This window comes from Serratia sp. X3 (assembly GCF_014982455.1).
GTDB classification, from domain to species: Bacteria; Pseudomonadota; Gammaproteobacteria; order Enterobacterales; family Enterobacteriaceae; genus Serratia; species Serratia ureilytica.
On sequence record NZ_JADCNB010000005.1, the window covers coordinates 263937 to 289230 of the forward strand.

The 25294-nt window shown below is 61.0% G+C and carries 18 protein-coding genes; 14 read left to right on the top strand and 4 right to left on the bottom strand.

The genetic code is table 11. The features are described from left to right. Nucleotides 1–69: 69 nt before the first annotated feature. The gene (mreB, locus tag IMX17_RS19655; RefSeq protein ID WP_003855260.1) at nt 70–1113 is read right to left on the bottom strand and encodes a rod shape-determining protein MreB; all 1044 of its coding nucleotides are present in this window, start codon (nt 1111–1113) and stop codon (nt 70–72) included. Between the two features lie 412 nt (nt 1114–1525). Beyond that, nucleotides 1526–3460 carry an RNase E specificity factor CsrD gene (gene csrD / locus IMX17_RS19660; RefSeq protein WP_193550141.1) on the bottom strand — a complete coding sequence of 645 codons (1935 nt, stop codon included), beginning with the start codon at nt 3458–3460 and terminating at the stop codon, nt 1526–1528. 204 nt (nt 3461–3664) lie between these two features. On the opposite strand from csrD, the gene IMX17_RS19665 reads away from it, so the two are divergent. The 11 genes from IMX17_RS19665 (at nt 3665) to fis (ending at nt 13401) form a co-directional block, all read left to right on the top strand. Beyond that, nucleotides 3665–4642 (top strand): MDR family oxidoreductase, encoded by a 978-nt coding sequence (locus IMX17_RS19665; RefSeq protein ID WP_046897219.1) that lies wholly within the window; start codon nt 3665–3667, stop codon nt 4640–4642. A 156-nt stretch (nt 4643–4798) separates the two neighbouring features. Then, complete coding sequence (gene msrP / locus IMX17_RS19670; protein WP_193550142.1) at nt 4799–5800, top strand: protein-methionine-sulfoxide reductase catalytic subunit MsrP; 1002 nt, start codon at nt 4799–4801, stop codon at nt 5798–5800. Beyond that, nucleotides 5801–6400, top strand: a complete 600-nt coding sequence (gene msrQ, locus IMX17_RS19675) for a protein-methionine-sulfoxide reductase heme-binding subunit MsrQ (RefSeq protein WP_046897217.1) — start codon at nt 5801–5803, stop codon at nt 6398–6400. Between the two features lie 287 nt (nt 6401–6687). Further along, a complete protein-coding gene (gene aroQ, locus IMX17_RS19680) occupies nt 6688–7140 on the top strand; it encodes a type II 3-dehydroquinate dehydratase (protein ID WP_193550143.1) in 453 nt (150 codons plus the stop codon). Nucleotides 7141–7172: 32 nt separating this feature from the next. Continuing rightward, nucleotides 7173–7640, top strand: coding sequence for an acetyl-CoA carboxylase biotin carboxyl carrier protein (accB, locus tag IMX17_RS19685; RefSeq protein WP_046897215.1), 468 nt, complete (start codon nt 7173–7175; stop codon nt 7638–7640). 12 nt (nt 7641–7652) lie between these two features. Continuing rightward, the gene (accC, locus tag IMX17_RS19690; protein WP_004936886.1) at nt 7653–9002 is read left to right on the top strand and encodes an acetyl-CoA carboxylase biotin carboxylase subunit; all 1350 of its coding nucleotides are present in this window, start codon (nt 7653–7655) and stop codon (nt 9000–9002) included. A gap of 151 nt (nt 9003–9153) precedes the next feature. Continuing rightward, nucleotides 9154–9396 carry a YhdT family protein gene (locus IMX17_RS19695; RefSeq protein ID WP_004936865.1) on the top strand — a complete coding sequence of 81 codons (243 nt, stop codon included), beginning with the start codon at nt 9154–9156 and terminating at the stop codon, nt 9394–9396. Then, on the top strand, nt 9386–10831 hold the full coding sequence (panF, locus tag IMX17_RS19700) for a sodium/pantothenate symporter (protein WP_046897214.1): 1446 nt from the start codon (nt 9386–9388) through the stop codon (nt 10829–10831). Before IMX17_RS19695 ends, panF begins: the two co-directional genes overlap by 11 nt. An 11-nt stretch (nt 10832–10842) precedes the next feature. After that, entirely contained in the window at nt 10843–11724 is an 882-nt protein-coding gene (prmA, locus tag IMX17_RS19705; RefSeq protein ID WP_033644444.1) for a 50S ribosomal protein L11 methyltransferase, read from the top strand. A 394-nt stretch (nt 11725–12118) separates the two neighbouring features. Next, the gene (gene dusB / locus IMX17_RS19710; protein WP_046897213.1) at nt 12119–13123 is read left to right on the top strand and encodes a tRNA dihydrouridine synthase DusB; all 1005 of its coding nucleotides are present in this window, start codon (nt 12119–12121) and stop codon (nt 13121–13123) included. Beyond that, complete coding sequence (gene fis, locus IMX17_RS19715) at nt 13105–13401, top strand: DNA-binding transcriptional regulator Fis (protein ID WP_000462905.1); 297 nt, start codon at nt 13105–13107, stop codon at nt 13399–13401. Before dusB ends, fis begins: the two co-directional genes overlap by 19 nt. 127 nt (nt 13402–13528) lie before the next feature. Here fis and IMX17_RS19720 read toward each other — a convergent pair whose 3' ends face one another. Then, nucleotides 13529–13870 (bottom strand): hypothetical protein, encoded by a 342-nt coding sequence (locus IMX17_RS19720; protein ID WP_182265475.1) that lies wholly within the window; start codon nt 13868–13870, stop codon nt 13529–13531. A gap of 248 nt (nt 13871–14118) precedes the next feature. On the opposite strand from IMX17_RS19720, the gene lpxO reads away from it, so the two are divergent. The 3 genes from lpxO (at nt 14119) to IMX17_RS19735 (ending at nt 17059) form a co-directional block, all read left to right on the top strand. Continuing rightward, nucleotides 14119–15024, top strand: coding sequence for a lipid A hydroxylase LpxO (lpxO, locus tag IMX17_RS19725; RefSeq protein ID WP_182265476.1), 906 nt, complete (start codon nt 14119–14121; stop codon nt 15022–15024). 297 nt (nt 15025–15321) lie between these two features. Beyond that, nucleotides 15322–16242, top strand: a complete 921-nt coding sequence (gene lpxP / locus IMX17_RS19730; RefSeq protein WP_182265477.1) for a kdo(2)-lipid IV(A) palmitoleoyltransferase — start codon at nt 15322–15324, stop codon at nt 16240–16242. Between the two features lie 121 nt (nt 16243–16363). Continuing rightward, entirely contained in the window at nt 16364–17059 is a 696-nt protein-coding gene (locus IMX17_RS19735) for a CTP synthase (RefSeq protein ID WP_096242857.1), read from the top strand. Between the two features lie 88 nt (nt 17060–17147). Here IMX17_RS19735 and IMX17_RS19740 read toward each other — a convergent pair whose 3' ends face one another. Beyond that, entirely contained in the window at nt 17148–25280 is an 8133-nt protein-coding gene (locus tag IMX17_RS19740) for an amino acid adenylation domain-containing protein (RefSeq protein WP_370571598.1), read from the bottom strand. Between the last annotated feature and the right edge of the window lie 14 nt (nt 25281–25294).

Below are 25294 nucleotides of genomic sequence, written 5' to 3' on the forward strand. Positions count from 1 at the left end.
GAAAGAGGAACCGTACCCGATTTTCGCTGTGCGCATTCATCCGATACGATTCCTCCTTCCAGGGGCTGACTATTCTTCGCTGAACAAATCGCCGCCGTGCATGTCGATCATTTCCAACGCCTTGCCGCCGCCGCGCGCCACGCAGGTCAGCGGATCTTCCGCCACCACGACCGGGATGCCGGTTTCTTCCATCAGCAGGCGATCGAGGTTGCGCAGCAACGCGCCACCGCCGGTCAAGACCATGCCACGTTCGGAAATGTCGGAGGCCAATTCTGGCGGGCACTGCTCCAGCGCAACCATCACCGCGCTGACGATGCCGGTCAGCGGCTCTTGCAGGGCTTCGAGGATTTCATTGGAGTTCAGGGTAAAGCCGCGCGGTACGCCTTCAGCCAGGTTACGGCCGCGCACTTCGATTTCGCGTACTTCGTCGCCTGGATAGGCAGAACCGATTTCGTGCTTGATGCGCTCTGCGGTGGCTTCGCCGATCAGCGAGCCATAGTTGCGGCGCACATAATTGATGATGGCTTCATCGAAACGGTCACCGCCGATGCGCACGGAAGAGGAGTACACCACGCCGTTCAGCGAGATCACCGCCACTTCAGTGGTACCGCCACCGATATCCACCACCATGGAGCCGGTCGCTTCGGAAACCGGCAAGCCTGCACCGATCGCCGCCGCCATCGGCTCTTCAATCAGGAACACTTCACGCGCGCCGGCCCCTTGGGCGGACTCGCGGATAGCGCGGCGTTCAACCTGGGTTGCGCCGACCGGCACACAGACCAGCACGCGCGGGCTTGGACGCATAAAGCTGTTGCTGTGAACCTGTTTGATAAAGTGCTGCAGCATTTTTTCGGTCACGAAGAAGTCGGCGATCACGCCGTCTTTCATCGGGCGAATAGCCGCGATGTTGCCGGGGGTGCGGCCCAGCATCTGTTTGGCGTCATGACCGACGGCCGCTACGCTCTTTGGGGAGCCGGCACGATCCTGGCGAATGGCAACCACCGAAGGTTCATTCAGTACGATGCCTTGCCCTTTAACATAAATCAGGGTATTGGCGGTACCCAAGTCGATGGACAAGTCGTTGGAAAACATGCCACGAAATTTCTTAAACATAACGAAAGGATAATCCTGCAAGCTGGGGGCGGAAAATAAAATCCGCCTACTTTACCAACCACACGAAGCAGCGACAAGGCGCAAAAACGTTCTACTTCGGTGAAAAATAGTCTGTATTGTTTCTGCTCGAATGCACGGAAATTGGATGAGGCCTGAATTCCCTGAACAAAGGCTCAGTTTACCACCCTGTCAACGCACGAAACGGCGTAACACAGCTCATAAAATCTAACATATTCCCTGATTGCCGCCGGTGGTAAGCACCTACCAACGTCAACCAGATAAAGGCAGACAAGAGCCTATCTCAAATAGGCGTTGTTGTCGCAGGCAGTTTGGAAAAAACTCCAAAAAGACGGTAACGAGGCCCAGATGGATCCGGTCCTCATTCTACGTCAATTTTTGTCCGTCAATCAGCTTAAACACGATAACGACGTGAATATTTTTTACGCCCCACGTCGATCGGTTCCGGCGACGCGAAAAAGTCGCCCTGCCCGCCATGGATCCCACGCTCTTTCAACGTCTGCCATTCGTTGCGCGTGCGTACGCTGGCAGCGAACACCTGAGCGCGCGTGCCCGCGCAGGCGCCGGTCAGGCTCTGCACGAACAGCTGGTTTTCGTCCCGCTTATCGATACTCCGCACCAACCCCGGGTGGAGCTTGACGATCTCCACCTGCAACGACTTGATATAGGACGTACTGACCACGGTTAACCCCGCTTTGGACACCGCCAGGCGGCAACCCAGCCCTGACAGCAACCTCAGCACCGGACGCAAACGGTCGATATGTTGACACACATCTGCCTCCGCAAGTTCAATCAGAATGCGTCGACGCTGACTTTTTTCGCACTGCAACAGCGTATCGCGCAGCCAGCGCTGGAACGAACGCTGCAAAATCGAGTCCACGCACAGCGGGAACGCCAGCGTTTCTTCAGGCCACTGAGCCAGCAACGGGATGATGCGGCTCACCTGTTGGCGATCGTAACTCTCCGCCAACCCCAATTGCTCCACCAGCGGCATATATTCCGCCGGCAGCAATTCCTGGGCACCGTCATAAATTCGGCTCATGATCTCGCGGTGGTGCACCTCGCCTTCCACGGTCACCGCCGGTTTCTGATACAGCCGCGGGCCGCCGCGCGCCAGCACCTGTTCCAGCAGCGTGCGCCACTTGACGCTGCCGCGCCCCTTTTCCGGCACCTGGCTGTCGTACACATACCAACCGTTTTCGCCCTGCAGCGTGGCGTGCCGCGTCGCCTGCTCCGCGTAATCGATCACCTGCTCCGTGGTCTGACCGCTGCGGTACGCCACGATGCCGATGTGCAGGAAGGCCTCACGGTCGATCATCGCCGTGGAAGGCAAGGCATCGATGGCGTTGACCAGCTGTGAGGCGATGCCGTCGGCCTCCTTCAGCGTGCGATGCGGCAGCAAGACGGTAAAATCGCTGTGAAAATAGCGCGCCAGCAGCGCCGACGGATAGCGCATCACGAAGGTAGACAGCAGATTGACCAGCGAATACATCAGCTCCTGCACCGCCACGCTGCCGTGCGTCTCGCGCAGGGTCTCGAAATCGGGCAACCGCACCATCATCACGATGCCGTGAGAGCCTTCCTCTTCCAGCTGAGTGGTCAATTGGTTATCGAAGAACAGGCGATTGTTCAGCCCGGTTTTGGCGTCCTGCGCCGCGAAGGCGCGGATCAGCGTATCGACCCGGCTGCGCTCCTCCCGGGCTTCCGCCAGATCGGCCAGCAGGCGGTCGAGCGCCCCGCTGACGTTGGCCGGCCATTCGCGCACGTCGCCCTGCATGACGTTTTCACGCTCGCCGTTTAGAATGCGCCGCGCGCGGCGTTCCAGACGATCCTCGCCGTCGGCCTGTTCACGCAGCCAGCGCAGGCTGAACAGCAAAATCACCACCATGACGACGATCGACAGCGTGACGGCGGCCGTGGATTGCAACGTGCGCACATCGCTGGCGAAGGGATCGAGGTAGGTGATTTGCAGCGTACTGCCCGGATGCTGCAACAGAGGGCGCGAGACCTGACGATAGCCGTTCAGCGCATCCCAGGGCTCTTTTTTCGCCGTCGGCAATTTATAGTCGAGGAGATTGCTGGCGCCGGCCTCTACGCGGACTGACACGATGCCGAGTGTGCGCATGACAATCGGCAACCATTTCTCCTGCTCTTGCGGTGGCTCGCGCAACATGGCTTGGTCGAGAGTGGTAACCAGCGAATCCAAGCGGCGCTCCACGCGATCTTGCGTGACGTAAAAGAAGCTGTATGAACATCCCATCAGCATCAAAAACATCGCCAGCGCGACCAACAGAGTGATCAATGCAGAGAGTTTGGTGGTAAATCGCATCCCTGTGCCTTGTCCGCTATGGTTAAGTGAGTGTTCACCCTTTAGCTAAAAGGGGCCGTCCAACCCTAACAAGCCTTGCTGAGGAATTAAACCTGCAAGCGCCGTTTTTGTCCTTTATCAGGACATGGGCCGCTTATTATGCATATAGTCAAATAAATGTGATTCAGCCATTGATAGAAAAGTGTAAACGAGAGGAAGAGTGACATGCGTGCACTGTTATTGGAACAACAAGACGACCAAACTCTGGCTCATATCAAAGATATCGGCAGCGATCGGTTGCCGGAAGGCGATGTTACCGTCGACATCAACTGGTCCAGCCTGAACTACAAGGATGCGCTGGCGATCACCGGGAAAGGCAAGATCGTGCGTCATTTCCCGATGGTGCCTGGCATCGACTTCGCCGGCACCGTGCGCCACAGCGGTGACGCTCGCTTTAAAGAGGGGCAAAGCGTGGTGCTCACCGGCTGGGGCGTGGGTGAACACCACTGGGGCGGCCTGGCCGAGCAGGCCCGCGTCTCCGGCGAGTGGCTGGTGCCGCTGCCGAACGGCCTGGATGAGCGCAAGGCGATGATCATCGGCACCGCCGGCTTTACCGCCATGCTGTGCGTGATGGCGCTGGAGGAAGGCGGGGTACACCCGGACGACGGCGATATCCTGGTTACCGGCGCCAGCGGCGGCGTGGGCAGCACCGCCATCGCCCTGCTGGCGGCGCTAGGGTACCGGGTGACCGCCATCAGCGGCCGCGACAGCAATACCGACTACCTGAAAGCGCTCGGCGCCAAAGAGGTGATGTCGCGCGATGGCTATATAGACACGCCGCGTCCGCTGGAGAAACAGCTGTGGGCCGGCGCGGTGGACACCGTCGGCGACAAGCTGCTGGCCCGGGTGCTGGCGCAGATGAACTATAACGGCACCGTCGCCGCCTGCGGCCTGGCCGGCGGCTATCAGTTACCGACCACCGTGATGCCGTTCATTCTGCGCAACGTGCGCCTGCAGGGCGTGGACTCGGTGCATACGCCGCTGCATCGCCGCCAAACCGCCTGGGAACGGCTGGCTGGCATTCTGCCGGACAGTTTCTATCAGCAGGCCACGCACGAAATCACTCTCGAACAGGCGCCGGCCACCGCCGCCGCGCTGCTGAACAGCCAAATCACCGGCCGCACTCTGGTGAAAATCCGCTGACGGACTCCCCCCGGCGACGGGGGGCTCACCGGCGTCTGCGAAATTTCATATTTTCCCGTCCCCCCTCGCTTCCGGCCGGCTTTAGCGCCATGCTTATTTCATGGAGCCCCGTAAACCGCTCGCGGGCGGCGGGCATCAGTCGCGGAGAACATCAGCATGAACAAACACCCCAAATTGACCGAGGCCGACGTCACGCCGGAGAGCGTATTCCACCAGCGGCGCAAAGTGCTGCAGGCGCTCGGCATCACCGCCGCCACGCTGGCGCTGCCTACCGGCGCGCAGGCGGACCTGCTGTCGTGGTTCAAAGGCAACGATCGTCCCAAGGCGCCGCCGGGCAAAGCGCTGGAATTCAGCAAACCGGCCGCCTGGCAGGCGCAGCTAGCGATGACGCCGGAAGACAAGGTCACCGGCTACAACAACTTCTATGAGTTCGGCCTCGACAAGGCCGATCCGGCCGCCAACGCCGGCGGGCTGAAAACCGAAGGCTGGAAAGTGCGCATCGACGGCGAAGTGGCGAAGCCGATAACGCTGGATATCGACGATCTGATGAAGCGTTTCCCGCTGGAGCAGCGCATTTATCGCATGCGCTGCGTCGAGGCCTGGTCGATGGTGGTGCCGTGGATCGGTTTCGAGTTGGGCAAACTGATCAAGCTGGCCGAACCGAACAGCAACGCGCGCTACGTGGCCTTCCAGACGCTGTACGATCCGGAACAGATGCCCGGCCAGAAAGATCGCTTTATCGGCGGCGGCCTGAAATATCCCTACGTCGAAGGGCTGCGGCTGGACGAGGCGATGCATCCGCTGGCGCTGCTGACCGTCGGTGTGTACGGCAAAACCCTGCCGCCGCAAAACGGCGCGCCGCTGCGGTTGATTACGCCGTGGAAATACGGCTTCAAAGGCATCAAGTCGATCGTACATATCCGTTTGGTGCGCGATCAGCCGCCGACCACCTGGAACCAATCTGCGCCGAACGAGTACGGTTTTTACGCCAACGTGAATCCGCACGTCGATCATCCGCGCTGGTCGCAGGCTACCGAACGCTTCATCGGTGCCGGCGGCATTCTCGATGTCAAACGCCAACCGACGCTGCTGTTTAACGGCTATGCCGATCAGGTGGCGTCACTGTATCGCGGCATGGACCTGCGGGAGAATTTCTAAGTGCGCCTGACACCTGTTCATATCAAATGGCTGAAAGCCGCCCTGCATCTGGCGGCATTTTTGCCCTTTCTCTGGCTGGTGTTGGCGGTGGACCAGGGTTGGTTCAGCGCCGATCCGTCCAAGGACATACAGCATTTTACCGGCAGGATGACGCTGAAACTGCTGCTGGCCACGCTGGCTATCGCCCCGCTGGCGCGATATGCCCGGCAACCGCTGCTGATCCGCTGCCGCCGCCTGGTCGGGCTGTGGTGCTTTGCCTGGGGCACGTTGCACCTGATAAGCTACTCCACGCTGGAACTGGGGCTGAGCAATCTCGGCCTGCTGGGCAGCGAGCTGGTGAACCGCCCGTATCTGACGCTCGGCATCCTCACCTGGCTGATCCTGCTGGCGCTGGCGGCCACCTCGACGCTGTGGGCGATGCGCAAACTGGGCGCCAAATGGCAAATGTTGCACAACTTCGTCTATCTGGCGGCGATCCTCGCGCCCATTCACTATCTGTGGTCGGTCAAAACGTTTTCACCCCAGCCGTTCATTTACGCGCTGTTGGCGGTGGCGCTGTTGGGCCTGCGTTACAAGAAATTCCGCGCCTGGTGGCGCTGAATCGCGCGGCGGCGCGCGGGATTGCCGCTGAAAAACACGCGCCGCCGGCGGGAACTTTTTTTGTGTTCCAGCGCTCATATTCCTGTCACGGCTTCCCGAGTTCGTCGATTTGGGGTTGAATATCTTCGCTGATAAGACCAGTATTTAGCTGCGAATTGCTACGATATCGTTATAATGCCCGACCTTGTTTCTGTTCTCAGGGTGAATTTGCCCCTTAACAGGTGACAAATCGGTAACATCGGGTTATTTTCTACGATGATGGTTTTATTGCCGGAGATACCAGCACAATGGCGGATAAGTTTCACATTTTGCTTCTGAACGGCCCCAATCTCAATCTGCTGGGGACGCGTGAGCCGGAGAAGTACGGCAGCACGACGCTGACAGAGATTGTTAACGGATTGGAAAACCAGGCATCCGCATTGGATATTAGCCTGAGCCATCTGCAGTCCAACGCCGAGCATCAGCTGATCGATCGCATCCATCAGGCGCGCGGCAATACCGATTTCATTCTGATAAATCCGGCGGCGTTCACGCATACCAGCGTGGCGTTGCGCGATGCGTTGCTGGCGGTGCAGATCCCGTTCATCGAGATCCACCTGTCCAACGTGCACGCCCGCGAACCTTTCCGCCATCACTCTTATCTCTCAGACGTAGCGGTAGGCGTGATTTGCGGCTTCGGCGCGGATGGCTACGCTTTCGCTTTACAGGCAGCGGTTAACCGTCTGTCGAAAACCCACTAATTGCTCCACAAAAAGAGTACGGAATCACACTCATGGATATTCGTAAAATCAAGAAACTGATCGAACTGGTTGAAGAATCAGGCATTTCTGAACTGGAAATCTCTGAAGGCGAAGAATCGGTTCGCATCAGCCGTGCCGCACCGGCGCAGGCTTATCCCGTCATGCAGCAGGCCTACGCGATGCCGGCACAGCAGCAGCCAGCCCTGGCTAGCGCCGTTGCCACCGCGCCTGCGGCAGAAACCCCTGCAGCACCGGCGGCCGTGAGTGGCCACGTCGTTCGTTCTCCAATGGTAGGCACTTTCTACCGCACCCCAAGCCCGGACGCGAAAGCCTTCGTGGAAGTGGGCCAGAAAGTGAACGCCGGCGATACCCTGTGCATCGTTGAAGCCATGAAAATGATGAACCAGATCGAAGCGGACAAGTCCGGCGTCGTGAAAGCCATCCTGGTGGAAAACGGCCAGCCGGTCGAATATGACGAGCCGCTGGTCGTCATCGAATAACGAGGCGCCCCCATGCTTGATAAAATTGTTATCGCCAACCGCGGCGAGATCGCGCTTCGCATCCTGCGTGCCTGTAAAGAACTGGGCATCAAGACCGTTGCGGTTCACTCCGCGGCCGACCGCGATCTGAAACACGTTCTGCTGGCCGACGAGACCGTCTGCATCGGTCCTGCGCCATCGGTAAAAAGCTATCTGAACATCCCGGCCATCATCTCGGCGGCGGAAATCACCGGCGCGGTGGCGATCCACCCGGGCTACGGCTTCCTGTCCGAGAACGCCGACTTCGCCGAGCAGGTTGAACGCTCCGGTTTCATCTTCATCGGCCCGAAAGCCGAAACCATCCGCCTGATGGGCGACAAGGTTTCCGCGATCAACGCCATGAAAAAAGCCGGCGTGCCATGCGTGCCGGGCTCCGACGGCCCGCTGACCGATGACATGGATAAAAACCGTGCCTTCGCCAAGCGCATCGGTTATCCGGTGATCATCAAGGCCTCCGGCGGCGGCGGCGGCCGCGGCATGCGCGTCGTGCGCAGCGACAAAGACCTTGAGCAGTCCATCAACATGACGAAAGCGGAAGCCAAAGCGGCTTTCAACAACGACATGGTGTACATGGAAAAATACCTGGAGAATCCGCGTCACATCGAGATTCAGGTATTGGCCGACGGCCAGGGCAACGCCATCTATCTGGCCGAGCGCGACTGCTCCATGCAGCGTCGCCACCAGAAAGTGGTCGAAGAAGCGCCGGCGCCGGGCATCACCAGCGAAATGCGCCGCTACATCGGCGAGCGCTGCTCGAAAGCCTGTGTGGAAATCGGCTATCGCGGTGCAGGCACCTTCGAGTTCCTGTATGAAAACGGCGAGTTCTATTTCATCGAAATGAACACCCGTATTCAGGTAGAGCACCCGGTTACCGAAATGATCACCGGCGTGGATCTGATCAAAGAGCAGCTGCGCATCGCTGCCGGTCAGCCGCTGTCGATCAAACAGGAAGAAGTGAAGATCCACGGCCATGCGGTAGAATGCCGCATCAACGCCGAAGATCCAAACACCTTCCTGCCGAGCCCGGGCAAGATCACCCGCTTCCACGCGCCAGGCGGTTTCGGCGTACGTTGGGAATCGCATATCTACGCCGGTTATACCGTACCGCCGTACTATGACTCCATGATCGGCAAACTGATCACCTTCGGCGAAAACCGTGACGTGGCGATTGCCCGCATGAAAAACGCCCTGGCTGAACTGATCATCGACGGCATCAAAACCAACGTTGAGCTGCAGCAGAAGATCATGAACGACGAAAACTTCCAGCACGGTGGCACCAACATCCACTATCTGGAGAAGAAGCTGGGTCTGCAGGAAACCTAAGCAGGCACGCAGCATCGTCTGACGAAAGGCCGGTTAATCACCGGCCTTTTTCTTTGGCGCTGACGCCAGTAACGGCTTGGCAAAACGCCGTCATGCCGTAAAATTCCCTACCTTTGATGAATCCATCACCGTAAACCTATGGGAGACACGGATGGACAAACGCTTTATTCAGGCGCACCGCGAAGCGCGCTGGGCGCTGGGGCTGACGTTGCTCTACCTGCTGGCCTGGGGGCTGGCGGCCTACCTGCCGGACAGCGCCATCGGCGTCACCGGCCTGCCGCACTGGTTCGAAATGGCCTGCCTGCTGGTGCCGCTGCTGTTCATCGGCCTGTGCTGGCTAATGGTGCGCACGGTGTTCCGCGACATTTCGCTGGAGGACCGCGATGCAAACTGAAGTGATCCTGCCGCTGGTCGCCTACCTGTTGCTGGTATTCGGCCTGTCGGTGTATGCCTATCGCCGCCGTCAGAACGGAAATTTCCTCAGCGAATACTTCCTCGGCAACCGCTCGATGGGCGGCTTTGTGCTGGCGATGACCCTGACCGCCACCTACATCAGCGCCAGTTCGTTTATCGGCGGGCCCGGCGCCGCCTACAAATACGGCCTGGGCTGGGTGCTGCTGGCGATGATCCAACTGCCGGCGGTGTGGCTGTCGCTCGGCGTGCTGGGCAAGAAATTCGCCATCCTGGCGCGGCGCTACAACGCCATTACCCTCAATGACATGCTGTATGGCCGCTACCAAAGCCGCCTGTTGGTGTGGCTCGCCAGCCTCAGCCTGCTGGTGGCGTTCCTCGGCGCCATGACGGTGCAGTTCATCGGCGGCGCCCGCCTGTTGGAGACCGCCGCCGGCATTCCGTATGATACCGGCCTGCTGATTTTCGGCATCAGCATCGCGCTGTACACCGCCTTCGGCGGCTTCCGCGCCAGCGTGCTGAACGACGCCATGCAGGGGCTGGTGATGCTGCTTGGCACCATGCTGCTGCTGGTGGCGGTGATCCATGCCGCCGGCGGACTGGACAGCGCAGTAAGCAAACTGCAGCAGATCGATCCGGCGCTGGTGTCGCCGCAGGGCGGCGATCAGATCCTCAGCCTGCCGTTTATGGCGTCATTCTGGATCCTGGTGTGCTTTGGGGTGATCGGCCTGCCCCACACCGCCGTGCGCTGCATCTCCTACAAGGACAGCAAGGCGGTGCATCGCGGCATTCTGCTCGGCACCGTGGTGGTGGCGGTGCTGATGTTCGGCATGCACCTGGCCGGCGCGCTCGGCCGCGCGGTATTGCCCGATCTCAAGATCCCCGATCAGGTGATCCCAACGCTGATGATCACCGTGCTGCCGCCGTACGCCGCCGGGATCTTTTTGGCGGCGCCGATGGCGGCGATCATGTCGACCATCAACGCCCAACTGCTGCAATCCTCCGCCACCATCATCAAGGATCTCTATCTGGGCGTGCGGCCGCAGCAGATCCACAACGAACGGTTGATCAAGCGCTTCTCCAGCCTGACCACGCTGATCCTCGGCCTGCTGGTGCTGCTGGCGGCCTGGCGGCCGCCTGAGATGATCATCTGGCTCAACCTGCTGGCTTTCGGCGGGCTGGAGGCGGTCTTCCTGTGGCCGCTGGTGCTGGGCCTGTATTGGGAACGCGCCAATGCACAGGGAGCGCTTAGCTCAATGGTGTCGGGTGCGGTATGCTATACGCTATTGGCCAGCTTCAATCTGCAACCGGCGGGGCTGCACCCTATCGTGCCTTCGCTGTTGCTCAGCCTGTTGGCGTTTTATCTCGGTAACGTCGTCGGCGAAAAGCGCCGGGCGGCGTCATCATTACCCTCTTGAAGAGAATTGCTATGCCTTGGATCCAACTCAAACTGAACACCACCGGCAGCCAGGCGGAAGACCTGAGCGACGCGCTGGTGGAAAGCGGCGCCGTGTCGGTGACCTTCCAGGACACCCACGACAATCCGGTGTTCGAACCCTTGCCGGGTGAAACCCTGCTGTGGGGCGATACCGATGTGATCGGCCTGTACGACGCCGAAACCGATATGGCCGAGGTGGTGGCGATGCTGGAACAGCACCCGCTGCTGGGCGCCGGTTTCCGCCACAAGATAGAACAGCTGGAAGACAAGGACTGGGAGCGCGAGTGGATGGACAACTTCCACCCGATGCGCTTCGGTGAGCGCTTGTGGATCTGCCCGAGCTGGCGTGACGTGCCCGATCCCGACGCGGTCAACGTGATGCTCGATCCGGGCCTGGCGTTCGGCACCGGTACCCACCCGACCACCGCGCTGTGCCTGCAGTGGCTGGACGGCCTCGATCTGGCCGGCAAAACTGTCATCGACTTCGGTTGCGGCTCCGGCATCCTGGCGATCGCCGCGCTGAAGCTGGGTGCGGCGCGCGCTATCGGCATCGACATCGATCCTCAGGCCATTCAGGCCAGCCGCGACAACGCGCAGCGTAACGGCGTTTCAGAGCGTCTGGAGCTGTATCTGCCGAAAGACCAGCCTGCCGACCTGCTGGCGGACGTGGTGGTCGCCAACATCCTCGCCGGCCCGCTGCGCGAGCTGGCGCCGCTGATCGGCTGTCTGCCGAAGGCCGGTGGCCATCTGGGGCTGTCCGGCGTGCTGGCCAGCCAGGCGAGCAGCGTAGCGGAAGCCTATGCAGAGAAGTTCACGCTCGACCCGGTCGCCGAGCGCGAAGAGTGGTGCCGCATTACCGGCCGCCGCAAGTAAGCGTCACGGTATCGTGTCCCCTTCGTCCACCGGCCCTGCGCCGGTGGATTTTTTTTGTCCGGCGATCGGCCCTCGGGTGGCACAAAATTTTATGCACTTTTTCGCCGCTCAACGACGGATCGCCCTGAGAATGCGCCTTCCAGGCAGGCTATCCCGGCAAAAATAGCGGGCGAATGCAGATAATATCCTGCGCAAAGGCGAATATTTTGCCGCACACAAAATAAGCACTTTTCGTCAACTTATTGTAAAATATATATAATATTTTTATGAATCGCCGCGTAGCGTATTTTTCGTCCTAATATCGGGCCAATTGGTTAAAGTTTGGCCTTTCATCTCGACGCAAAAATGCGTAATATACGCGCCCTTGCGGACACAGTATGGTCACTCTTTGTCTATGCGCATTGGACACCACCAGCTTACTAATTGCCTGATTGCGGCCCCGATGGCCGGTATTACAGATCGCCCGTTCAGAACCCTCTGTCATGCAATGGGTGCTGGGATGGCTGTATCCGAAATGCTCTCCTCCAACCCGGAGGTATGGCGGACGGATAAGTCGCGTCTGCGTATGGTGCATAGCGATGAACCAGGGATCCGCTCCGTGCAAATTGCCGGATGCGATCCTGATGATATGGCCGCCGCCGCGCGTATCAACGTGGCCAGCGGCGCGCAGATCATCGACATCAATATGGGATGCCCGGCCAAAAAAGTGAACCGGAAGCTTGCCGGGTCCGCCTTGTTGCAGTACCCGGATCTGGTAAAACGGATCCTCCACGCGGTGGTTGACGCGGTGGATGTGCCGGTAACGCTGAAGATTCGCACCGGCTGGGCGCCGGAGCACCGTAACTGTGTAGAGATTGCCCAACTGGCCGAAGACTGTGGTATTCAGGCCCTGACGATTCACGGCCGAACCCGCGCCTGTCTGTTTAACGGCGACGCGGAATACGACAGCATTCGGGCAGTTAAGCAGAGTGTTTCCATTCCGATTATCGCGAATGGGGATATTACTGACCCGCATAAAGCCAGAGCAGTGCTCGACTACACCGGGGCCGACGCCCTGATGATAGGCCGCGCTGCTCAGGGGAGACCCTGGATCTTCCGGGAAATCCAGCATTATCTGGACACTGGGGAGTTGCTGCCGCCGATGCCGCTTGGCGAGGTGAAGCGCTTGTTGATTGGGCACATTCGGGAATTGCACGGCTTCTATGGCCAAGGCAAGGGATTCCGGATTGCTCGTAAGCACGTGTCCTGGTATCTCCAGGAACACGCTCCGAATGACCAGTTTCGGCGCACATTCAACGCCATAGAGGATGCCAGCGAACAGCTGGAGGCGTTGGAGGCATATTTCGAAAATCTTAGCGTAAAAAAAGAGCTGACAGAACTATGTTCGAACAACGCGTAAATTCTGACGTACTGACCGTTTCTACCGTTAACTCACAAGATCAGGTGACTCAAAAGCCTCTGCGTGACTCGGTTAAACAAGCACTGAAGAACTATTTTGCTCAACTGAACGGTCAAGACGTAAATGACCTGTATGAGCTGGTACTGGCTGAAGTTGAACAGCCACTGTTGGACATGGTGATGCAATACACCCGTGGCAACCAAACCCGCGCAGCCCTGATGATGGGCATCAACCGCGGCACGCTGCGCAAGAAGCTGAAAAAATACGGCATGAACTGATACTAGTCAGTTAACGTGTTGAAAAGGCGCTTTATCTCATTTGATAAGCGCCTTTTTCTTTAGGGCATTCCCGGTTTACGGGCAATAAAAAAGGCCGCAGCGCGGCCCTTGTGGTAAAACGGAGACCTTACTCGGTCACTTTGTTCTTGAGGCTTTCCGCCCCTTGCTTGGTCTTGTCCCAAGCCTTCTCCGTACCCTGTTTGGTGGAGTGCCAGGCCTTTTGCGAGCCTTCGCTCACTTTGCTGCCGACGCTATCGCTCTTGCCTTCGGCGGCGTGCTTGGCTTTCAGCTTCAGCTCTTCACCCTTGTCCTGAGACTGGTGCAGCTTTTCTTTGGCGGTATCCGCCCCTTTATGCGCCTCCGCGACGACCTCGTTGCTGGCGTGAGCGGTGGTGTCGGTCGCGGTTTCAGCAGCGAACACCGGGGAAGCGAGCAGCAGTGCAGACAAGGCAATGATTGATTTCTTCATAAGTCCCTCTTTTCTCAGATACGTGCCATTCGTCATGAAACAAGATGGCATGAAACGCCCCTTGAACGATTTAAGAATAGGACTAAAACCAAAAAAATCGATATAAAATTTTATTACAAACAGTTTTATTGATTTTTTATGCCACTAAGCAGCATGAGCGGGGAAAGCGCACGAAAAAGTTAAATTTTTCCTGTCACAAAACTATAATTTATACGAATTTTTAACAAGCACTAACAGGGATGGATTCTATGGTTGCCGCGATCATTATCGGCATTTTTATCATCAGCTTCCTCTACGCACACTCCCGCGGCAAAGAGAAACAAAAGCTTACTCGTCAGCTGTTCGATCACTCCACGTTTATGGGGCCGATCAACATGTTTATGACCGGTTTCTCCCGTTTGCCCGCCAAACAGCCCTACTTCGACGAAAAAGGCTTCCCGGAGCTGCAGACGCTGACCGACAACTGGCAGACGATCCGCGAAGAAGCGGTGCGCCTGCAGGATCACATCAAAAAGGCGCAGTCGCACAACGATGCCGGCTTCAACACCTTCTTCAAACGCGGCTGGAAACGTTTCTATCTGAAATGGTACAGCGACAGTCACCCTTCAGCGCAGACGCTGTGTCCAAAAACCGTCGAGCTGCTCAACCGCATCCCGTCGGTCAAGGCGGCGATGTTCGCCGAGCTGCCGCCCGGCAGCCACCTGGGTAAACACCGCGATCCTTACGCCGGCTCGGTGCGCTATCACCTGGGGCTGATGACGCCCAACGACGATCGCTGCTTCATCGAAGTAGACGGCGAGCCGCACAGCTGGCGCGACGGCCAAGCGGTGATCTTCGACGAAACCTACGTGCACTGGGCGCAGAACGCCACCGATCAGACGCGCATCATTCTGTTTTGCGACGTCGAGCGGCCAATGAAATGGCGCTGGGCGCAGGCGGTCAACCACTGGGTCGGCGCTACGCTGATGTCGGCAGCCAGCTCGCCGAACGACGATCAGGACCGCACCGGCGGCATCAACCGCATCTTCAAATACGTCAACGCGGTGCGCGATGCCGGCCAACGCCTGAAAGCGCGCAACCGCCGCGGTTACTACCTGCTGAAATGGCTGACGATCGCCGCGATCTTCGCCGCGATTATCATTCCCAGCCTGTAAAACGCGCCAATCCTCAACTCAGGGGCAACGCGAATGAGAATATTCGCATGCCCCTCTTCCGCCACACCCCGTACCCTGTGTTAACATACACGTTCCTAGAGCCGCCTCCGCTGGCCAACAGCTATCCCTCCGAAGCCTGATAGCAGCGCAAACCGCCCTTCGAATGTAAAGATTTAGTCAATTATGGAATCTGACTAAACCCTGGCCGTCCCCGGGTGTCTGAGTGGTTGTATCGCTATCGAGTGGATCCTTTATGCGCTACAGGTTGCTACCCCCCTAACGCATAAACGAGCTGCTATGAAACGCCAAAAGAGATTTCAACTTTCCTTGCTGCACCCACGCTACTGGCTGACCTGGTTTGGCCTCGCCCTGCTGTTCCTGCTGGTCCAACTCCCCTACCCGTGGCTCTACCGTCTGGGGGTGTGGATGGGGCGCACCTCGATGCGTTTTCTCAAGCGCCGCGTCACCATCACCCGTCGCAACCTCGAGCTGTGCTTCCCCGAGATGGACGAAGCGCAGCGCGAGCGCAAAGTGGTGGGCAATTTCGAATCCCTCGGCATGGGCCTGCTGGAAACCGGCATGGCCTGGTTCTGGTCAGATAAACGCGTCAAGCGCTGGTTCAATGTCTCCGGCATCAACCACCTCAAAATGGCGCAGCGCGACGATCGCGGCGTGCTGGTGATCGGCGTGCATTTTATGTCGCTGGAGCTGGGCGGCCGGGCGATGGGCCTGTGTCAGCCGATGATGGCGATGTACCGTCCGCATAACAACAAGGCGATGGAATGGGCGCAGACCAAAGGCCGCATGCGTTCCAACAAGGCGATGATCGATCGCAAGGATTTGCGCGGCATGGTGCATGCGCTCAAGCGCGGCGAGGCGGTGTGGTTCGCGCCGGATCAGGACTACGGCCCGCGCGGCAGCGTATTCGCGCCGCTGTTCGCCGTCGATAAGGCCGCCACCACCAGCGGCACCTTCATGCTGGCGCGCATGGCCAACCCGGCGCTGGTGCCGGTGGTGCTGATCCGCCGCGAGGGCGGCCTCGGTTACGACCTGCTGATCCAACCAGCCCTGGAAGACTATCCGCTCAGCGACGAACAGGCGGCGGCGGCTTACATGAACAAAGTGATCGAGAAAGAGATCATGCGGGCGCCGGAGCAATACATGTGGCTGCACCGCCGTTTCAAAACCCGACCGGCTGGCGCGCCCTCGCTGTACTGATCCCCCCTTATTTCCAGCCCGGCCAACGCCGGGCTTTTTTGTGCGCCGCGTTTAAAAAATCTGCGGCTCGGGATCCCGCTTTCCTGTAATCTCCTTTTTTACCCGCACAGGAAAGGAAATGATGAAAGCTCAAGTCCGCATTGCTCTGGTCGGTGATTACAACCCGCAAGCCGTGGCCCACCAGGCCATCCCCGTGGCGCTCCAGCTCACCGCCGCCCACCTCGACATCGACGTTCAGCCCCAGTGGCTCCCGACCGAAACCCTGACCTCCCCCGACGCGCTGCAAGATTTCGACGCCATCTGGGTGGTGCCGGGCAGCCCGTATCGTCACGACGACGGCGCGTTTATGGCGATCCGTCATGCGCGGGAAAACGACGTGCCGTTCCTCGGCTCCTGCGGCGGTTTTCAATACGCCATCGTCGAATACGCCCGCAATGTGATGGGCTGGCACGACGCCGGTCATGCGGAAACCGACAGCGGTGGCCGGCTGGTGATCGCCCCATTGAGCTGCTCGCTGGTGGAAAAAACCGGCGACATCGTTTTCCAGCCTGACACCCGCGTCGCGCAGGCCTATGGCAGCCTGAACGCCCATGAAGGCTACCACTGCAACTTCGGCGTCAATCCGGACTTCGTCGCCGATCTGCAGCGTTTCCCGCTGATCATCAGCGGCCACGACACCGAAGGCGACGTGCGCGCCATCGAACTGCCGGGCCGGCGTTTTTACGCCGCCACGCTGTTCCAGTCAGAACGCGCTGCGCTGCGCGGCGAGCTTTCACCGCTGGTGGTGGAACTCGTCAAAGCCGCCGCCAACGGGTAAACAAAGGTTCATCGGCGCCATCGGGGCGTTGTCACCGGATAAAAAAAAGCCCTCTTGCGAGGGCTTTCTGATCGGCTATCCCGCCGACTTACGCCTGTCCGAGATCGCGCAACGCCAGATTGAAGTGCTGGCCCAGCTCACGCCGGTGAACCGGATGCTCCATCATCGACACATGGTCGCCGTTGACCTGGCTGACGCGGACGGTCGCCGGCGGCAACAGCCTATCCCATCCCAGCGCGGAAGCGTCTTCGCGGCAATATCCCGCCTGCTTGATCTTCTGCCAGTACGCCTGGAACTGCTCGTTCTGCGAATTGGCGGAAACCTGCTCCTGCTTCGCCTTGAACAGATGGATCTTGAGCGATGCAGGCTGCACCTGAGTCGCTTCCACCAGCTTGGCGTAATGGTGTCGCTGTTGCCAGAGAGCCGCCTCGTCGGCCACTTCCGCACGCTGAGTCTTGATCCCGGCGCGTTGCACGGCCGCTATCGCCTCCGGTAACGGCAGTTCGGCCAACTGCTGACAGAACTGCGGATCCGGCCTCTCCTGCGTGGATTCCACCCAGTTCAGCAACAGCTGGACCGGGCTGTGCATCGCCTCCACCGGCCGCAACGTGTCAATCAGCCCCAGGAAAGCGACCGCTTCCCCGGCCGATTGCAGCTGCTCGGCGATGGCATAGGCCAACACCCCGCCGGAAGAGTACCCCGCCAGATGGTAGGGCCCCTGCGGTTGCACTTCGCGAATCAACGCCACGGCGCTGGCGGCCATGTCGCTCATGGTTGCCGGCTTTTCATCCACCGCCGGCCACGGCACGGCGTAGACCGGGAAGCTTTCGTCGATCTCCTTGGCCAATTCAAACACGTAGGAGTGGTCGCCAAAGCCGGTCGGGACGAAGAACAGCGGCGGTCGGCTGCCGCTGCTGCGAGCCGGCACCGCTTTGCGCAGCGGAGCCTCTGCGGTGCGACGATCGATCCGTTCGGCCAATTCGGCCAAGATCGGATGGTTGAAGATCGCCTGTACCGGCAAGGTGATGCCTTGCTGACGCAGTTGGCTGGAAAGACGTACCGCCAGCAGCGAATGGCCGCCGAGCTCGAAGAAATTGTCGTGGCGCCCTATCTGGCCAATCTCGAGCAGCTCACACCATACCCGCGCCAGCGTCGTTTCGGTCTCCCCCTGAGGCGCCGCATACTCCCGAGCGCCGACTGCCGCGCGCTCCGGCTCCGGCAAGGCACGCCGATCCAGCTTGCCGTTGGCGGTCAACGGCAGCGCATCCAGCCAGACATAAGCCGACGGCACCATGTACTCCGGCAAACGTTCGCTCAAATAGGCCCGCAACTGCCCTTGCAGCGCGCTGCGGTCAACGTCGGCCGCCGGTACGATCCAGGCGACCAGGCGCGGGTGGCGCTCCGTCGAACAAACCTGCACCACCGCTTCCCGCACCCACGGGCTCGCTGCCAGCTGCACCTCAATCTCGCCCGGTTCGATGCGGAACCCGCGCAACTTGACCTGCTGGTCGCACCGCCCTTGGTATTCAAGACTGCCGTCCGGCAGATAACGCGCCAGATCGCCGGTACGATACATGCGGCCGCCGCCAACCGGGTTGAACGGATCGCTCAGAAAACGCTGCGCCGTCAGCTCCGGCCGGTTCAGGTATCCCAACGCCACCCCCACGCCGCCGATGTGCAGTTCTCCTATCGCCCCCATCGGCACCGGGCGCCCACGGGCGTCCAGCAAGTACGCGCGGGTATTGCCGATCGGTTTACCAATCGGCAAACGCGCCTCCCCTTCGGCCCGTTCAATACGCGCCGTAGTCGCAAAGGTGGTGGTCTCCGTCGGCCCATAGGCATGGATCAGTTGCACCGGCCCTTGTTCTTGCAGCAACCGAGCATAAGCGCCCGGATCTTCTTTCTCTCCCCCGCTGATCAGATATTTCAGCTGCGCCAGCGCGCCGCTGATGCTGTGTACATACTGATTGAACAACGCGGTGGTCAAGAACAGCGTGGTGATGCGATGACGCTGCAGTTCGGCCGCCAGACGTTCGGCTTCCATCATCACCTCCGGCGCTATCACCACCAGCGCACCGCCGTTCAGCAGGGCCGCCCACACCTCCATCGTGCTGGCGTCAAACGCCGGGTTGGCGGCAAAGGCAACGCGGTCTTCAGCGTCAAAGGCGGCGTAGCGATTGTTGCGCACCAGACGAGTAATGCCCTGGTGCGGCGTCATGACCCCTTTCGGCGTACCGGTCGAACCGGAGGTATACATGATGTAGGCCGTCGCGCCGCTCGATACGCGCAACGCCGGGTTACCGTCATGACCTTCAGCTTCGCGAGCCTCGACCGTCAGCTGCGGAATGTCCTCGTCGCCGATGGCGTCCGTCAGCATCAGGCAGGCGCCGCTGTCATCGGCGATCCACGCCTGACGCGCGGCCGGCAGTTGCGGATCGATGGGTACATACGCCGCCCCGGCCTTGATTACCGCCAATTGGGCGCAAACCAGTTCGATGCTGCGCGCCAGCCGCACCGCGACCCGGTCGCCCGGTTGTACGCCGCGCTCAATCAGCCGATGCGCCAACCGGTTGGCGCGCGCATTCAACTGTGCGTAGCTGAGCCGTTGCGCATCCTGGATCAAAGCGATGGCCTGCGGCGTCTGCCGCACCTGCTGTTCAAACAGTTCGTGCACGCAGGTATCCGCCGGGTAAGCTTCCGCCGTATGATTCCAGCGGCACAGCTGCAGCGCATACTCCTCATCCGGCATCACGTCCAGTTCGCAGATCGGTGTCTGCGGCGCCTGCTCCAACGCCTGCGCCAATGCGCTCAACGCCTGCGCCATATAGCCGCACACGCGCTGCGCTTCAATCGGCTGTCTGACCTGCGCCGTCAGGCCCAGAGAATCACCGCCGTCCTCGACCGACAGCACGAACGGATAGTTGGTGCGTTCCTGGCTATCGAGCAGCGTTACGCCGGCCGGCAAGGCGGTCTCCTCGCCGCTGTTATGCCGGTAATTCAGCAGGGCACTGAACAGCGGCGTGCCCGCGGCGACGCCGCTGCAGCGCTGCGCCAAGGCCAGCGGCGCATGCTCATGGGCCAGCAGCCCGCTCAGCCGAATGTGCGCCTGCAACACCGCCGATTCCGCGCCGACCTCGTTGACATCCAGCCGCAGCGGCAAGGTGTTGATAAACAATCCGAGCGCCCGTTCCGCGCCGTCTCCGGCCTGCATGCGGCCCAACAATACGGTGCCGAACACCACCTCATCGCGGCCGGTGGCGCGCGCCAACACCTGCGCCCACGCCAGGTGGCACAGACTGGCCAGGCTGACGCCCAGCCGCCGCGCCTGCCGCCGCAGCTGCTGATTGAGCGCATGCGGCAATGCCAGGTGCGCCGTCGAGATATCCCGCCCTTCGCCATGCACGTCGCTCAGGCCGAACGGCAACGACGGTTCATCGATATCCGCCAGCAGAGTGCGGAAGAACTGCTCGTGTTCAGCGTTGCTGACGCCGAGCCGCGCCTGCGCCACCGCGTTGCGGAACGGCGGCGCCTTGGCCAATTCGTCTCCGCGTCCGGCCAGGATCAGGTTGATTTCCTCCTGCATCACCGCCAGGGTCGAGTGGTCGCCGATCAGGTGATGCCACTGCTGGAGCACACACCAACTGCCCTCCTCTTCCCGAGCAGCGACAAAGCTCAGCAACGGTGCGCGCGTCAGGTCAGGCCGTACGCGGCGCGGATCAAACAACGCCGTCAGCCGCTCACCGATATCGCCCTGCGCCGGATTGAGCCGCAGTTCTTGCAGCGACAACTCGGCCTTGCGCCACACCACCTGCACCGGCGAAGACACGCCCTGCGTGATGAACGCGGTGCGCAGAATGTCATGGCGATCGATCACCTGCTGCATCGCCGCCAGCCAGGCATCCAGGCGCGCACGGCTGTCGAAGCGCAGCACCGCGGACAGCTGGTACGGATCGCCCTGCTCCGCCAGCAGATGGTGGAACAAAATCCCCTCCTGCAGCGGCGACAAAGCGTAGATGTCCTGTACATTGGCCACGCCGCCAGGCACCTGCGCCACCACCGCGTCGATCTCCGGCTGGCTCAGCGCCGCCAGCGGCAACATCTCCGGCGTAATGGCTACGCAGCCCGGTCGGATACCGTTGGCCGGCACGCTCACCTCTTGCTGCGTGACCAATGTCTGCGCCAACGTCGACAGCGTCGGCGCGGTGAACAGCGTTTGTACCCCGGCGCTCAACCCGACACGGCGCAGCTGCGCCATCAGTTTGACCGCCAGCAACGAATGGCCACCCAGTTCGAAGAAGTTATCGTGGCGCCCGACCCGCTCAATGCCCAGCAGCTCGCGCCAGATCCCCGCCAGCAGCGTTTCCAGTTCGCCTTCGGGTTCGGCGTAAACCTCACGCACGTAGGCGTCCTCTTGCGGCTCAGGCAGCGCGCGCCGATCCAACTTGCCGTTCGGCGTCAGCGGCAGCGTATCCAGCGCAACCCAGGCCGCCGGCAGCATAAACTCCGGCAACATCCCCGCCAGATACTGTCGCAGCGTCACCGCCAACGTCTGACGATCCGCGTCAGCCTCCGGCACCACCCAGGCGACCAGCCGCTTATTGTCCGCTTCGCCGAGGACATCCACCACCGCTTCGCGCACCGCCGGATGACCGGCCACTCGCGCCTCGATCTCACCGCATTCGATGCGGAAGCCGCGAATTTTCACCTGCCGATCGTTGCGTCCGAGGTAGTCGATATTGCCGTCCGGCAGATAGCGCGCCAGATCGCCGGTGCGATACATCCGCTCGCCTGGGTTAAACGGATCCGCCAGGAATCGCTCTGCCGTTAACTCTGCGCGGTTGAGATAACCCAGCGCCACCCCGGGGCCGGCGATGTAGATCTCGCCGGTCGCGCCGAGCGGCACCAGCTGCCCGTGCGCATCCAGCAGATAAATCCGGGTATTACCGATCGGCCGCCCGATAGGCAAACGCTGCCATGGATCCACCCGCTCGATCGTGGCCGTCGTGGCGAACACCGTACACTCGGTCGGCCCATAGGCATTGACCAGACGCACCGGTCCCGCCTCTTTCAGCATACGAGCAAAGGCGTGCGGATCCGCGGCTTCACCGCCGCTGATCAGATATTTCAACTGCGCTAACGTCGCGGCGATGCTATGGACATATTGGTTAAACAACGACGTGGTCAGGAACAAGACGTTAATCTCTTGCCGCACCAACGCTGCCGCCAACGCATCGGGATCCGTCAACACCTCCAGCGCAATGATCGCCAGACTGGCGCCATTGAGCAACGCGCCCCACATTTCCAACGTGCTGGCGTCGAATGCCGGATTGGCGGCGAAAGCAAAGCGATCGCCGCGTTCGAACGCCGCAAACCGATTGTTAATCGCCAGTCGAAGGATGCCTTGATGCGTCACCATCACGCCTTTAGGCGTGCCGGTCGAGCCCGAGGTATACATGATGTAAGCCGGTGCGTCGCCGGCGCGAGCCACCGCCGGATCGTGGGTCGGATCCTGCCGCAGACGATCGATACGCAGGCATTCGATCTCGCCGGCTATCTCGCGATCGAGCTCGCGATCGCACAGGATCAACGTCGTTCCGCTGTCGCCGATGATCCACGCCTGCCGCGCAACAGGCAGGTGCGGATCGAGCGGCACATAAGCGGCGCCCGCCTTGAGGATCGCCAACTGGGCAATGACCAGAGAGAAACTGCGTTCGAGCGACGTGGCCACGCGGTCGCCGGGGCGTACTCCCTGTCCGATAAGTTGATGTGCCAGTTGGTTAGCGCGGGCGTTCAATTGCGCGTAGCTAAGGCTGTCCGCCTCGTTTACCAACGCGATGGCATCCGGCGTGCGCCGCGCCCACTGTTCAAACTGGACGTGGACAGGGTTCTGCGCCGGATAAGCTTCCGCGGTTCGGTTCCAGCCATACAACAGCAGTTCGCGCTCAGCGGCCGGCAGCAGATCGATATGCGAAGCAGACTGCGAAGCGTTTGTCGCCATCGCCCGCAGCACCTGCACCAGATAGGCGCCGTAACGCTCGGCGGTGGCGCGATCGAACAACGCCGTGGCGAAATTCAGCGTACCGCTGATTTGCTCGTCGCTCTCCGCCAGATCGAGCGTCAAATCATACTTGGCGATCCGGTAGCCCAACTCGGCGCTCTCAGCCTGCAGTCCAGGCAGCGGAATATTGCGCACCGAGCCGTCCTGCCAGGCCAGCATCACCTGGAACAGCGGGGTATAGCCCAGATGGCGCGGCGGGTTAACCAGCTCCACCACCTGCTCGAACGGCAGATCGCGGTTTTCCTGCGCCGCCAGCACCGTGTGGCGGATCCGTTCGAGCAGCGTCGGCAGATCCGGATCGTCGCGAAGATCGATGCGCAGCGCCAGCGTGCTGACGAAGAAACCGACCAGCGATTCGGTTTCCAGCTGGCCGCGGTTGGCCTCCGGCGTGCCGATCACCAGCTCCTGCTGTCCGGCCATGCGCGCCAGCACCAGGCTCCAGGCCGCCAGCACCGTCATAAACAGCGTGCCGCCATGCTGTCGGCTGAATTGACGCAGCGCCTGCGTCAGCTCGGCGTCGATCGCGATCGGCACTTCTGCGCCGCTGAAAGACTGTACCGTCGGACGCGGCCGGTCGGTCGGCAACGTCAGCAGCGCCGGCGCATCGCTCAGCGTTTCACGCCAGTATTGCGCCTGCGCCGCCAGCCGTTCCGGCGTCAGGTAGCGACGCTGCCAGGCGGCGTAATCCGGGTATTGCAAGGTCGGCGGCGGCAGCGGATCGGCCTCGCCGCGACGGAAAGCGCCGTACAGCGCGCCCAATTCGCGCAGCAGTATGCCGGTCGACCAGCCGTCGGAGACGATGTGATGGCAGGTGAGCAGGAACAGATGCTCCTCATCCGCCAGACGGAGCAGCGCGGCGCGCACCAGCGGCCCCTGCGTCAAATCGAAAGGCGCCTCCGCCAGGTGCTGCGCCAGTTGCCGCGCTCGGCTTTGGGCATCCTGCTGCCCACGCAGATCGTGAACCGTCAACGGCAGCGCGTCTGCCGGCAGAATGTGCGTCTGCGGCTGCCCCTCGACGGTGATAAACCGGCTGCGCAACGCTTCGTGACGGGCATAGAGCGCATCCAGACTCTGCCGCCAGGCAGGCAGATCCAGCTCGCCGCGCAGGCTCAGCGCCAGCGGGATATGGTAGGTTTCGCTCATTCCCTCCAACTGGGTCAGGAACCACAAGCGCTGCTGAGCAAACGACAGCGGCAATGCGGCATCGCGCGGCAGAGCCTCGATCGGCGGCAGCGCTTCACTCGTCCTTTGCAGTTGCTGCGCCACTACGTGCAGCGTCGGATTGGCGAACAGGGTCTGCAACGGCAGCTGCCATTCCATCTGTTGCAGACGGTTGGTCAGACGTACCGCCAGCAGCGAGTGACCGCCCAGTTCGAAGAAGTTGTCGTGGCGGCCAACCCGCTCCACGTTCAGCAACTCGCGCCAGATCTCCGCCAGCAGCGTTTCGCGCTCACCCTGCGGCGCTTCGTACGCCGCCTGGCTCTGCATCCCCTGCGGCTCCGGCAGCGCCCGACGGTCCAACTTGCCGTTCGGCGACAGCGGCAACGCCGCCACCACCACCCAGGCCGACGGCACCATGTAGTCCGGCAGCGCCGCGCTCACATGCTGCCGCAGCGCGCCCGCCAGCGTCTCTTCCGCCACGTCCGCCGCCGGCACCACCCACGCCACCAGCCGTTTGTCGTCGCCCACCGCGCGCGCATCCACCACGGCTTCCCGCACCGCCGGGTGCGTCGCCAGCGTCGCTTCTATCTCGCCGCATTCGATGCGGAAGCCGCGGATTTTCACCTGCTGGTCATTGCGCCCCAGGTACTCGATGTCGCCGTTCGCCAGATAGCGCGCCACGTCGCCGGTGCGGTACATGCGCCCGCCCGGCGCGAACGGATCGTTCAGGAAACGCTCCGCCGTCAAGTCGGGCCGATTCAGGTAGCCCCGCGCCACCTGCACCCCGCCGATATACAGCTCGCCCACCGCCCCCAGCGGCACCGGCTGCCCGTGTTCGTCCAGCAGATAGATGCGCGTGTTGGCGATCGGCCGACCGATCGGCACCGACACCCGGTCCGCCTCCCGCGAACAGTGCCAGGCGGTGACGTCCACCGCCGCCTCCGTCGGCCCATACAGGTTATGCAACTCCGCCTGCGGCAGCCGGCGGTAAAACTCCGCCACCAGCGCCGCCGGCA

Bases quoted from the DNA above. Each gene is read 5' to 3' on its own strand.
- accB (WP_046897215.1), top strand. From the start codon at position 7,173: ATGGATATTCGTAAAATCAAGAAACTGATCGAACTGGTTGAAGAATCA.
- panF (WP_046897214.1), top strand. From the start codon at position 9,386: ATGCAAACTGAAGTGATCCTGCCGCTGGTCGCCTACCTGTTGCTGGTA.
- fis (WP_000462905.1), top strand. From the start codon at position 13,105: ATGTTCGAACAACGCGTAAATTCTGACGTACTGACCGTTTCTACCGTT.
- msrP (WP_193550142.1), top strand. From the start codon at position 4,799: ATGAACAAACACCCCAAATTGACCGAGGCCGACGTCACGCCGGAGAGC.
- dusB (WP_046897213.1), top strand. From the start codon at position 12,119: ATGCGCATTGGACACCACCAGCTTACTAATTGCCTGATTGCGGCCCCG.
- aroQ (WP_193550143.1), top strand. From the start codon at position 6,688: ATGGCGGATAAGTTTCACATTTTGCTTCTGAACGGCCCCAATCTCAAT.
- IMX17_RS19665 (WP_046897219.1), top strand. From the start codon at position 3,665: ATGCGTGCACTGTTATTGGAACAACAAGACGACCAAACTCTGGCTCAT.
- IMX17_RS19735 (WP_096242857.1), top strand. From the start codon at position 16,364: ATGAAAGCTCAAGTCCGCATTGCTCTGGTCGGTGATTACAACCCGCAA.
- mreB (WP_003855260.1), bottom strand. From the start codon at position 1,113: ATGTTTAAGAAATTTCGTGGCATGTTTTCCAACGACTTGTCCATCGAC.
- IMX17_RS19720 (WP_182265475.1), bottom strand. From the start codon at position 13,870: ATGAAGAAATCAATCATTGCCTTGTCTGCACTGCTGCTCGCTTCCCCG.
- IMX17_RS19695 (WP_004936865.1), top strand. From the start codon at position 9,154: ATGGACAAACGCTTTATTCAGGCGCACCGCGAAGCGCGCTGGGCGCTG.
- lpxP (WP_182265477.1), top strand. From the start codon at position 15,322: ATGAAACGCCAAAAGAGATTTCAACTTTCCTTGCTGCACCCACGCTAC.
- prmA (WP_033644444.1), top strand. From the start codon at position 10,843: ATGCCTTGGATCCAACTCAAACTGAACACCACCGGCAGCCAGGCGGAA.
- accC (WP_004936886.1), top strand. From the start codon at position 7,653: ATGCTTGATAAAATTGTTATCGCCAACCGCGGCGAGATCGCGCTTCGC.
- csrD (WP_193550141.1), bottom strand. From the start codon at position 3,460: ATGCGATTTACCACCAAACTCTCTGCATTGATCACTCTGTTGGTCGCG.
- lpxO (WP_182265476.1), top strand. From the start codon at position 14,119: ATGGTTGCCGCGATCATTATCGGCATTTTTATCATCAGCTTCCTCTAC.